The organism is Methylobacterium sp. DB0501 (assembly GCF_011043735.1).
GTDB lineage: Bacteria > Pseudomonadota > Alphaproteobacteria > Rhizobiales > Beijerinckiaceae > Methylobacterium > Methylobacterium alsaeris.
Genome location: NZ_JAAKGV010000018.1, coordinates 128776 through 141038 on the forward strand (window position 1 = coordinate 128776; position 12263 = coordinate 141038).

The window sequence follows — 12263 nt, forward strand, 5'->3', positions numbered from 1 at the left end:
GGTACCCGCCAGCCTGCGGAGTCCGCCATGTCCCGCGACCCGGTCCCCAGCCTCCTCGACCCGATCCGGCTCGGCGCGCTCGCGGCGCGCAACCGGGTGCTGATGGCGCCGCTCACCCGCGCCCGCGCCACCCGCGACCACGTGCCGACCGACGTGATGGTGGAGTACTACGCCCAGCGCGCCTCCGCCGGGCTGATCATCTCGGAGGCGACCGGGATCAGCGCGCAGGGGCTCGGCTGGCCCTACGCGCCGGGGATCTGGAGCGAGGCGCAGGTCGAGGCCTGGAAGCCGGTCACCGCGGCGGTGCACGCGGCGGGCGGCCTGATCGTCTCGCAGCTCTGGCACATGGGGCGGGTGGTCCATCCGAGCCTGCCCGGGCGCGGGCAGCCGGTCTCGTCCTCGGCCACCACCATGCCGGGCCTGGCGCGCACCTACGAGGGCAAGGCGCCCCATGTCGAGGCCCGCGCCATGACGGAGGACGACATCGCCGCCGTTCTCGACGATTACCGCCGGGCGGCCCGGAACGCGATCGAGGCCGGGTTCGACGGGGTGCAGATCCACGCCGCGAACGGCTACCTCATCGACCAGTTCCTGCGCGACAACGCGAATTTCCGCACCGATCGCTGGGGCGGGTCGATCGAGAACCGCATCCGCCTCCTGCGCGAGGTGACCGCGGCGGTGGCCGGGACCGTCGGGCCCGACCGCACCGGGGTGCGCCTGTCGCCGAACGAGGAGCGCCAGGGCGTCAACGACAGCAACCCCGAGCCCCTGTTCGAGGCGGCCTCCACGGCCCTCTCCGAGATCGGCATCGCCTTCCTGGAGGTGCGCGAGCCGGGCTACGACGGCACGAACGGCAAGGCCGAGCGCCCGCCGGTGGCGCCGCGCATGCGGGCGGCGTTCCGGGGCGCCTTCGTGCTCAACTCCGATTACGACGGAGCGAAGGGGCAGGCCGCGCTCGAGGCCGGCGCAGCCGACGCCATCGCGTTCGGGCGTCCGTTCATCGCCAATCCGGACCTGCCGCGGCGGATCGCGCACGGGATTCCGCTTTCCGCCGACGACACCGAGACCTGGTATGTCGGCGGGGCGAAGGGCTACGTCGACTACCCGCCGGCCGCGTGACGGGCCGGAGACCGGTCATGGCCGGTCGAGGGATCGGTCGTCCGGCCGGAACCGGTAGGTGCGGGCGCTGTCGCCGATCGTCTCGACGAGGCGCGCCGCCTCCGGCGCCGCCTGGCCGAAGCTGTCCCGCAGGGCGGCGGCGACCGCCGCGTACTCGTTGCGCAGGCTCGTGGCGAAGATCCCCGGATCGTCGCTGCCGATCACGACCGTCGGACGGTTGGCGAGCGCCGGCCCCGCGACGCCGAGCCAGCGGAAGAGGTGATGCTCCGCGATCGTGTCGTAGAAGCTGATGCGGACGTTGCTGGTGGGCAACGCCTCGAGCGCCACCCCGCGGCGGTTGACGTCCCCGAGCACGCTGTCCTGCAGGAAGGCCAGCGCCTCGACCGGGAGGAGCGTCGCCGCGACCTCCACCCGCCCCTGCCAGACCTCGCGCCCGAGGCTCTGGCGCCGGGCATAGACCGCGTAGGCCGAGCCGGCCGTCTCCACCGTCTTGGCGATCAGCGCCAGCTCGGCCGCCCGCGGGCGGTCGATGACGGTGTCCGCCAGCCGGCTGGCGTGCCGCGCGACGTTCGCGGCGGTGAGGGGCTCGCCCCGGCGGGCGACCGCCCGCTCGACGATCCGCATCTCCAGGGCGTCGAGGCACCGGAGTTCCCAGGCGCGGTGCAGCAGCGCCGGGCCATGCACCTCGCCGTAGAGGGCCTCGGACAAGGTCGCGATCCGGTCCGCAAGCATCAGGACCTCGCCCTCGTAGCCGCCGTGCTCGGCAAGCCTGCGATAGGCGAAGACCGCGTCGTCGAGGGCGTCGATCCGCGGCAGGTAGGCCCGCCGCGCCGTCCGGGCGATCCAGAGTTCCGGCGCGATCCCGAGGGCGGTGGCGTGGCCGATCCGGTCGCCGGAGCGCAGGTCGAGGAAGGTGAGCGCCTCCGCCACGGCGCGGATGCCCGAGACGAGGTGCCGGAAATCCTCGCCGGCATGGAAGGTCGCCCGGGGGATGCCGGCCGCGCGGGCGAGGCGGAAGGCCGGCGCGAACGGCTCGGGCGGGGCGTGGAACTCGTTCGCGGCCGCATCGATCCCGCGCACCAGGGCGCGGGCGATCCGGTTGCCTTCCAGCAGGATCTTCAGCCCCCGCGCCTGCGCCTGCAGCGCGAGCCGCAGGTCGCTGTCGCGGCAGCCCCGGGCCCGGTCGGACGCCGGCCTGGGCGGCTTCTTGATGAAATGCGCCACGAGGGAGAATTCCGCCCCGGGCCGGCCGGCGCGCGGGGGCGCCTCCTGACAGGATCGCCCGGCTCGCGGGCCCGGATCGTGGCAGGGACGGCCGAGCAGGCAGGGCGGCGGCTCCCCGGCGAGGTTGCGCGTCCCGTGGCGGCAGCCCCGGAAGGCGAGGTAGTCGTCGACGATGGTGGTGATGAGGGCGCGGGTCCCGGCCACGTCGTCCTTGGGGGCGAAGCGCCCTTCGAGATGCGCCAGGGTGTCGAAGGGCGCGCGGCCGTTGAGCTGGCGGAAGCGCATCTCGTAGCGCTCCTCGATCCCCCACCGGGTGCCCACGAAGGTGTATTTCTGGAACTGGTCGAAGCCCCGCTCGTCGGCCTGCTGGACCACGATCCGGCCGATCTGGTTGAGCACGATCAGGCTGTGGTAGAGGCCCGTGCCGATGACGCAATCGGGCGCCCGCGCGAGGGCTTGCAGGGCGGCGTAGAGGAAGGCCGCCTCCTCGACGATGAGGGCGGCGGGCGGGCCGCCGGCATGGACGACGCGGCCCGGCGGGACGTGCAGCGGGCCGCCCATCGGGGCGCGCCAGGCGCGGTCGCTGCGGTCGTCCGCCATGGCGCGCAGCAGGCCCTGCATCCCCCAGGCGACGGGCGGGCCCGGCCGGGGCGCGCCGAGCCGGCAGGCGATCTCGGCGGCGACCTGCCGGCGCACGCGGCGGACGGCGCGCAGGCGCCGGTACAGCCCGAGCGGCGTGAGGCCGGGCTCCATCTGCTCGTAGAGCTCGGCGGCGGGCTCCCGGTTGGCGTTCCAGGCCTCGGCGAGTGCCTTGTGGAACAGGTCGGGATCGCGGCAGATGGAGGGCCAGAGCACGTCGAGCTCGGTCGAGCCGTTCAGGTGCATGTGCAGCTCGAACAGCCCCTTGCGCGCGACGAGGTCGCCCAGTCCCGGGTCGCACGGCCCGATCAGCGCCGTGTCGCCGATCTCCCGCTCGAGGAAGGGGCGGGGATTCTCCGTCGGGCGCGGGCCGGTCCCCTCGTCCACCAGGAAGGCCACGATCACCGCGAGCGGCGAGATGTAGGGCAGGAGCTCGTGCCACTCGACGAAGCCGTCGACCCGCACCGCGACGCGCCCGTCCCGCCGCTCCAGGAAGCGCTGGGCCAGCCGCGTCAGGACCAGGAGCGGAATCTCGCTCACGTCCTTCGCGGAACCCAGCCGCTCATCGAGATAGCCCTTGTAGAAGTGGTCGGGCCGGTCGAGGTCGGTCCGCCGCTCGGCGATGAAGATCCGCCGCCGCGTCTCCGCGATCGAGGGCAGCTCGCCGCGCCCGAACAGGGCGAGGGCGTGGTGGTCCGCGAAGGCGCGGCGGTCGATGAGGGCGGCCATCGGCGGTCAGGCGGTGGATTTCGGCGGAGACTTTCGCCGGGTGGTGCGCGGGGCTTTCGCCGTCCCGGTGGCGGCCCTCCTGGCGGCTGCGCTCCCCAGGGGCGGGGGCTGGCCGTCAACGGCTGAATCGTCGATCTGAGCATGGTTCGCCAGCGTTCCGGCCAGGTTCTGTCCCACGGGCGATTCCGGCGCGCGCTTCGTGGCCTGGATCGGAATGGTGTTGAGGAGCGGGTACAACCCGTCGAAGCGACGGGGGTACCGATTGTCCTTGGCCCTGAACGTCAATTCGTAGGACGGCTTGATGCCGTCGGCGGACATGCACATGACGTATTGTTGGTATATCTCTTCCGAGTAATTCTTCTTGCCGTCTTCGATGTCTTCGTCCTTGCGGGCCAGGAAATATCCCCAGAGCGGACAGGTGAAGATCGTGTGGAAGATCCACATCTTGCGATCGTTGTCCGGGATGATTTCGGTCGGATGATAGATGCTTTTGAGGAGTTCCAGGAAGGCCGCCCCGGAGGCGGTCGGGTTGCGGATGGTCTTCGTCGTCGGAGCGTGCCCGGCGGCCTTCAGGGCCTCGACGCCGACGGCGTGCAGGAACACGACGATGGCCCGATGCATCAGGACGCCGAGATAGCGCGTCCTCGTGTGCCGCAGGTCCTCGACGACGCCGTCGAACGCCTCGGCGAACCGCGCCCAGGTCCGGGCCAGCGTGAGGGGCGAGATCGACGGGGGCGGCTCCTTCAGGACGGCGTCGAGCCAGGTATCCAGGAGCACGTGCAGGGCCCGCTCGTCCGATCCGGGCCCGGTCCCGGACTCGGCCTGGATCGCCGTGTCGTCGGCCTCGTCCTCCGCATCCTCCTCGACCGCGGTGGGCGCGGCGCCCGCCCCGGTGCCCGGGCCGCCGGAGGCGGGGATCGGATAGCTGCCGAGGAGCGAGAACTCGGACAGGAACTCGGCGATGGCGTGGGCGCGCTTCTGGCCCGGCTTCATCCGCGCCTCGATGGCCAGGACCTCGCCCACGAAGCCGATCAGGCGGAGGATGGAGTAGCTGGTGCTCTCGGCCAGCTGGCCGCTGCGCGCGCGGGCGGCGGGAATCATGACCACGGCCGCGATTTCCGGCTGCAATCGCCTCTCCAGGCCCGTCAGGGAATTGGCGAAGACCGCCGTCAGCCCGGGTTCCGACCCGCGCAGGTAGTTCTGGCCCGCCGCCATGAGCGTGCGATGATAGGCGCGCAGCGGGACGGGCAGGGCGCCGACGAGTTCCTTCTTCTGCTCGCTCCCGCCCTCCTGCGCGATCTGGCAGAAGGTTTCGCGGTCGAATTCACCGGCGAGCCCGTACAGGCGTTCGGTGTAGCCCTGCTGGCGCGAGCGCCCCAGGTTCAGGGTCGCCGGGATGCTGATGCCGCTGAGGCGCAGGCCGGGCTGGATCTTGCCGTCCTCCACCGCTTCCCAGGCCCAGAGGCGGCTCGCGAACTGGATCGAGTCCTCGTTCGGCGCGACCTTGAGGTGGGCCCACAGCTTCGCGCGCTTGTCGGTCGAAACGGTGTCGATCCGGTCGATCAGGTTCTTGATCGTGCAGATCTTGAGCCAGTAATCGAAGATCGTCCGCGGATGCGTCCGAAACAACGCGGTCAGCGTGCCGGCGAGGAGCAGGGCGACGAGGTCCTCGTCCTCGGCCCTGCCGTGGGGGAAGAACCCCGCCATCGTCGGCCAGAGGTCCTTGGCGGTCATCCATTGCGACAGCAGCCCGACGATGCGGTCGGGATCGACCTCCAACAGGGCCTCGTGATCCAGGTCGAGGGTCATCAGGGCCTGCGACGCGACCGAGCGGAGCGCGTCGAGGGCGTCCTGGGTCCAGGCGAAGCCCTGGTCGCTCCCGCCCTGCGGGTCGGGCCGCCCCTCGCCGGCACCCGGGGCGGCCGCCCCGGCGCCGATCAGGCGCCAGGCTCCCGCCAGCGCCTGGAGGCTGCTGCGCAGCGGGAGGCGCAGGAGGGTCGACCGGATGACCGCGTTCTCCTCGGCGCCGACCTGGGCGAAGAGGCGGTCCGCGTAGCGCGCGAGGGCCGTGCGCTCGGACATCGGATCGCCGTGGCCCCGCTTGCGCGAGACGAAGGACAGGTTCGACCGGTCGGCATAGTACAGCAGATTGTGCAGATCGAGGCGGTTCTCGGGCCGCGCGATCTTGATCAGGTACTGATCCTGGAGAACGTCGACCATGATGCAGATCTGATCGAGATAGGAATTTTCCGGCGTGCAGGCCGTCTCGATCTGGACGAAATTCTTGTCCATCTGCTTCCACTGCTGCTGTCGCACCAGCAGATTGTAGAGCTTCAGGTCTCCGGCCAGGACGACTTTGAGTTGCGGGGCAGCGAGATACTTGCGCAACGCCTCCAGAACCGGCCAGCCGCGCTCGAACGAGGTGTCGACGTCGTCGATGGCGAGGACGAACGCGTCCATCTTCAGGAAGGTGCAGGCCTCCGCCACGTAGCGCCGGAATGCCCGCTCGAAGCCGCCGGCGGCCCCGGCCCGGTCGAGGCCCTTGTCGAGGATGAAGTCCGGATCGGCCCAGTCCTTGCCCTGGAGCATCGACTCGCCGATGCCGTCGAGGAGGGTCAGGCCGCCTGCCAGATCGTAGAGCCTGGTCTTGAACGCGTCGTAGCCCGCCCTGTTTCCCGATTGGCGCTCGTGCATGTGGTCCACCGCCGCCTTGATCTTCTCGATGATGATCACGACGATGTGCTGCTTGGCCTCGATCAGCGTCGGATCGACGATGCCGAGACTGTAGAGGCGGCCGATCTGGTCCGACGGCACGGTGCCGTCGAGGTGGTCCCTGAAATCCGCGGTCCCATGCTGGACATCCTGAATCAACGTCAGGATGTCGGTCAGGAAGGTGGTCTTTCCGTCGCCGCGGCGGGCGCTGATCAGGATCGCGTCGTGGCTGCGATTCGGCATCACGTCGAGCGCCTGAGGCCGCCCGGAGCAGGCGTCCTCCTTCTCCGGCTCCTCGGTCGGCATCGCCACCAGCTTGGCGAGGACGCGCCGAAAGGCGTCCTGGCGGATGACGCGGGTCGCCCCGGCACCCGCCGCACGGCGCGAACCGAGACGCGTCGCAGGCCCTGCGCCGAGGGCGTCCAAGTCGATGATGATGTCGTCGCTGCCCGGTGACACGTCAGCCCCTGGGATCGTTTCGGTCGTTCTCCAGAGATGTTAGCGGCAGACGCGCGGCGGCGCTATCGATTAATGCTGTCACGTCCTTCGATATTTGGAAAATTGTTTTCGATGTGGACGGAAACGGCTATTTGGATTTTATCGTACTGAATAATTAATTGAAAAATTGCCATAAAAGACTTGCAGTATGAAGAAAAATTGCCGTCTCAAGCGAGAAAAATTTTCCTTTTGCGATGTTTTGTTGATCGTCTCACCTTATTGATTGTTAGTTTGTTCAAAGCAAGATTCGATCGAGAGCGATGAGAAGGATGTGAGGCCCGCGATGCCGCACCGTCGCACCTTTGCCTGGCGCGGGGCGGACGGAGCCGCGGCGCCGATCTCGGCACCCATGACACCCATGACACCCATGACACCCATGACACCCCTGGCGTCCTGACGCCTCGCCCCGCCCGTCATGCGATCAGGACGATTCCGCGGGTCCGCATGGCTTCCGGAGCCGGCCAGGTCCACGACACGCCGGCGCAGCCGAGCCCCTTTGGCGGGCGGCTCCTCGCCCACCTTCCCCCCTGTCCCGGACGACTGAGGCGAGAGCGAAAGGAGATCCGGGAAAGGCGAGGCTGACGAGGAGCCGCCAGGTGGTTCGGCGGGGCAGAGATGCCTTGTCGTGTCCCGCGCGGAGCCCGTCTACCTGGACCTCGCCAGGGGACGGCAGTCGAAATTTGTCTAAAATGTTTCCGGATCCTTGGATGTGCCGGATTGTGCCGGTGGAGCATCGGAAATCTTCGACGATCGACTTGCGGGTGCAAAGCGTCACCCGTAGGCTTCCCCAGCGCACACCACGAGACAATAGAGATCACGCGGCAGGGCGCCGGTCCTCGAGGCCGGTGCGCGGCCGCTCCAGCCCGATCGCTATCCAGGAATGTCGACGATGCGCGGTTTCGTCTGGGGTCTCGGTGCCGGCCTGGCCGTCGCATTCGGCACGTTCGCCGCGTGGCCGCAGGCCGCCGCGTTCCTCGCGCCGCTCCAGGGGCGGATCCAGGCGCAGCTCCAGAACCAATGGGCCGCGTGGCGGCCCTCCCCCGACGCGCCCGGGCCCACGGCGGAGCCGCGGCCGGACCTGCCCGCCGTCGCCCCCGCCCGCGTCGCCGTCGAGGCGGCCCGCAGCGCCGACGTGCCGATCACGCTGTCGGGCATCGGCACGGTGCAGGCCTACAACACCGTCAACGTGCGCTCGCGCATCGACGGCGAGATCACCAAGATCCTGTTCCGCGAGGGCCAGGACGTGAAGGCCGGCGATCCCCTCGCCCTCATCGATCCGCGCCCGCTCCAGGCCCAGGCCGACCAGCAGGAGGCCACCCGCCTGCGCGACCAGGCCCTCCTCGACGGCGCCCTGCTCGATCTCCAGCGCTACGAGACCCTGATCCTCAAGGACTTCGCCAGCCAGCAGCAGCTCGACCGGCAGCGGGCGCTGGTCGCGCAGTACCGGGCCCAGATCAAGAGCGACGAGGCGCAGGTCGCCTATGCCCGCACCCAGCTCGCCTACACCACCGTCGCGGCGCCGCTCTCCGGGCGCACCGGCATGCGCCTCATCGACCAGGGCAACACCGTCCGCGCCGGCGACGCCGCGGCGATCGTGGTGGTGACCCAGCTCCAGCCGATCTCGGTCGTGTTCACGCTGCCGGCCACCGCCGTGGCGAGGAGCCGCCTGACCCCCGGCGAGGCGGCGGCGCCGGTCCGGGTCTTCGCCGCCGACGACCGCACCCTGCTCGATTCCGGCACGGTCGAGCTCGTCGACAACCAGGTCGATCCGACCACCGGCACCATCAAGCTCAAGGCGAGCTTTCCCAATGCCAGGCTGACGCTGTGGCCCGGCAACTTCGTCAACGGCCGCATCACCGTCGAGGTCCGGCCCCAGGGCGTCACCATCCCCCTGGCGGCGCTCCGCCACGGCCCGCGCGGCGACTTCGTATACGTGGTCCGGGACGGCAGCAGGGAGGGAGAGAAAGAGGGGCCCACGGACGGGCTCCACGTCGCGACCCGCGCCGTCACGCCGGGCCAGGCGAGCGGCGGCTGCGTCCTCGTCGAGAAGGGCCTGAAGGCCGGCGAGCGCGTCGTCACCGAGGGGCATTACCGGCTGGAGAACGGCACCCCGGTCACGATCATCGAGAAGCCCGAGCCGCCGCGGCCGGAGCCCTCGCCCCGGACCCCGAGCTGACGGCGGCCGGTCGTGTCGGCCCCCTTCATCCTGCGCCCGATCGCGACGGCGCTCCTGACCCTGGCGCTGATCCTGCTCGGGATCGTCGGCTACCTCGCCCTGCCGGTCTCGGCCCTGCCGGCGGTGGATTTCCCGACCATCCAGGTCACCACCGCCTATCCGGGCGCCTCGCCCCAGGTGATCGAGACCTCGCTTACCGCGCCGCTGGAGCATTACCTCGGCCAGATCACCGGCCTGACCCGGATGAGCTCGACCAGCGCCGCCGGCACCAGCCAGATCACCCTGCAATTCGACCTCGCCCGTCCGATCGCCGTCGCCGCCCAGGACGTCCAGGCCCAGATCAACGCCGCCTCGGGCTGGATGCCGGTCGCCCTGCTGCCAGGCCCGCCGACCTACCGCCTCGTCAACCCGGCCGACGCGCCGATGCTGATCCTGGCGCTCACCTCCGAGATCCTGCCCCTGCACGAGGTCAGCGACTATGCCCAGACCGAGGTGATCCAGAAGCTGTCGCAGGTGCCGGGCGTCGGCGCCGTGACGGTCGAGGGCGACCAGACCCGCGCCGTGCGCCTCAGCGTCGATCCCGCGCGCCTCGCCGGGCTCGGCCTGTCGCTGGAGGATGTCCGGCGGGCGGTGGCGGCGGCCTCCGTCAACACGCCCAAGGGCAGCCTCGACGGCCCGCGCCAGGCCTTCCAGGTCGGCGCCAACGACCAGCTCCTCGATTCCGCGGCGTTTCGCGACGTGGTGATCGCCTATCGCAACGGCGCGCCGGTCCACCTGCACGACATCGGCAGCACCCATGACGGGGTCGAGAACGCCGATCTCGCCGCCTGGTTCGACGGGAAACCCGCCATCCTCCTCGACGTACAGCGCCAGCCCGGCGCCAACACGCTCGAGGTCGTCGACGCGATCCACGCCCTTCTGCCGACGCTGCGCGCCGCCCTGCCGCCCGCCCTCAAGATCGCGGTCGTCACCGACCGCACGGTCTCGATCCGGGCGGCCATCGCCGACGTAGAGGTCACCCTGGTCCTCACCGTGGCGCTCGTCGTGCTGGTGGTGTTCCTGTTCCTGCGCAAGCTCTGGGCCACGGTGATCCCGAGCATCGCGCTCCCGGTCTCGCTGGTGGCGACCTTCGGGGCGATGGCGCTTCTCGGCTACTCCCTCGACAACCTGTCCTTGATGGCGCTCACCATCGCGTCGGGCTTCGTCGTCGACGACGCCATCGTGATGATCGAGAACATCGTGCGCCACATCGAGGCCGGCGAGGCGCCTTTGCCCGCGGCCCTGAAAGGGGCGCGCCAGATCGGCTTCACGGTGGTCTCGCTCACCGTCTCCCTGGTGGCGGTGTTCATCCCGCTGCTGCTGATGGGCGGCCTCGTCGGGCGGCTGTTCCGGGAATTCGCCGTCACCCTGTCGCTCGCGGTGGTGATCTCAGGGGTCGTCTCGCTGACCCTGACCCCGATGATGTGCGCCCGACTCCTCAAGCCCGAGCCTGCGGACCACCGTCCGGGCCGGTTCTACCGCTGGAGCGAGGCCGGGTTCGAGGCGCTGACGCGCCTCTACATGCGCGGCGTCGACGGCGTGCTCGCCCATCGCCGCGCGACGCTGGCGGTGTTCGCCCTCACGGCCGCGGCGACCGCCTGGTGCTACGCGGCGGTGCCGAAGGGCTTCATCCCCGAGCAGGATACCGGCCTCCTCGTCGGCACGACCGATGCGGCGCCGGACATCGCCTTCCCGGCCATGGCCGAGCGCCAGGGCCGCATCGCCGAGATCCTGCGCCGGGATCCGGCGGTGCGGGCGGTGTCGAGCTTCGTCGGCGCCGGCACCGTCAACCCGACCCTCAATACCGGCCGGCTCTACCTCGATATCGGCCCGGCCGACCGGCGCGAGCCGGCTCCGCTCGTCATCGAGCGCCTGCGCCGGGCCGTCGAGGGGGTGCCGGGCATCGCCCTCCACCTCCAGGCGACGCAGGACCTCACCATCGAGACGCGGGCCGCGCGCACCCAGTACCAGTACACGCTCCAGGCCCTCGACGGCGACAGCTTGCGCCGGTGGAGCCGGCGTCTCGTCGCGGCCCTGCGCGACGAGCCGGCGCTCGCCGACGTGGCGAGCGACCAGCAGGACGAGGGCCTGCAACTGGCGCTGACCATCGACCGCAAGGTGGCGGCCCGCTACGGCATCACCGTCGATGCCCTCGACCAGGTCCTCTACGACGCCTTCGGCCAGCGCCAGATCGCCACGGTCTACGGCGCCCTCACCCAGTACCGGGTGGTGCTCGGCGTCGATCCGGCGCTCAAGGAGACGCCGGACGTCCTCGACCGGATCTACGTCACCCCCGGCACCTCGCAGGCGCTGACGGCCGGCGACGCCGCCAACGGCCTCGGCGCCGGCTACCGCCAGGCCGGGGCGGCGGTGCCGCTCTCCGCCTTCGTGCGGGTCGAGCGCCGGACGGCGCCGCTCTCGATCACCCACCAGGGCCTTTTTCCGGCCGCGACCCTGTCGTTCAACGTCGCCCCCGGCTCCTCCCTCGGGGCCGCCCTCGACGCTCTCGGCCGGGCCGAGCGCAGGATCGGCCTGCCCGACACGGTGACGACCGGGCTCTCGGGCGCCGCGGCCGAGTTCGCCGCCTCGCTCAAGAGCACCGGCATCCTGATCCTGGCGGCGATCGTCACGGTCTACATCGTGCTCGGCGTGCTCTACGAGAGCGTCATCCACCCGCTGACGATCCTCTCGACCCTGCCCTCGGCGGGCCTGGGCGCGCTGCTGGCCCTGATGCTCGCCGGCATGCCGTTCGACCTGATCGCAATGATCGGCATCATCCTGCTGATCGGCATCGTGAAGAAGAACGCCATCATGATGGTCGACTTCGCCCTGGAGGCGCAGCGTGAGCGCGGGCTGTCGCCCGAGGCGGCGATCCGCGAGGCCTGCGCCTTGCGCTTCCGCCCGATCATGATGACGACCTTCGCGGCTTTGCTCGGGGCGCTGCCGCTGGCCCTCGGCGAGGGGATCGGGGCCGAGCTGCGCCGGCCGCTCGGGGTCGCGATCGTCGGCGGCCTCGTGGTGAGCCAGGTGCTCACCCTCTACACCACGCCGGTGATCTACCTCGCCTTCGACGCCCTGACGCGCCGCCGCAAGCCCGCGCCGTCCGCCCTCGCGGCGGCGGAGTAGC

General features: G+C 70.6%; 5 protein-coding genes. 3 read left to right on the plus strand and 2 right to left on the minus strand.

The genetic code is table 11. The annotated features are described in order from the left end of the window. The first annotated feature begins 27 nt into the window (after positions 1-27). Positions 28-1119, plus strand: coding sequence for an alkene reductase (locus G4G93_RS24495; protein ID WP_165088231.1), 1092 nt, complete (start codon positions 28-30; stop codon positions 1117-1119). A gap of 15 nt (positions 1120-1134) precedes the next feature. On the opposite strand, the gene G4G93_RS24500 is transcribed toward G4G93_RS24495, so the two are convergent. Both G4G93_RS24500 and G4G93_RS24505 read right to left on the minus strand, forming a co-directional pair. Then, positions 1135-3711: a hypothetical protein gene (locus G4G93_RS24500; protein ID WP_165088233.1), complete on the minus strand. Its 2577-nt coding sequence runs from the start codon at positions 3709-3711 to the stop codon at positions 1135-1137. A 6-nt stretch (positions 3712-3717) separates the two neighbouring features. After that, positions 3718-6882 (minus strand): hypothetical protein, encoded by a 3165-nt coding sequence (locus tag G4G93_RS24505; RefSeq protein ID WP_165088236.1) that lies wholly within the window; start codon positions 6880-6882, stop codon positions 3718-3720. 928 nt (positions 6883-7810) lie between these two features. On the opposite strand from G4G93_RS24505, the gene G4G93_RS24510 reads away from it, so the two are divergent. After that, positions 7811-9097 carry an efflux RND transporter periplasmic adaptor subunit gene (locus G4G93_RS24510; protein WP_165088239.1) on the plus strand — a complete coding sequence of 429 codons (1287 nt, stop codon included), beginning with the start codon at positions 7811-7813 and terminating at the stop codon, positions 9095-9097. A gap of 12 nt (positions 9098-9109) precedes the next feature. Next, positions 9110-12262 (plus strand): efflux RND transporter permease subunit, encoded by a 3153-nt coding sequence (locus tag G4G93_RS24515; RefSeq protein WP_165088242.1) that lies wholly within the window; start codon positions 9110-9112, stop codon positions 12260-12262. The last annotated feature ends 1 nt before the right edge of the window (position 12263 follow it).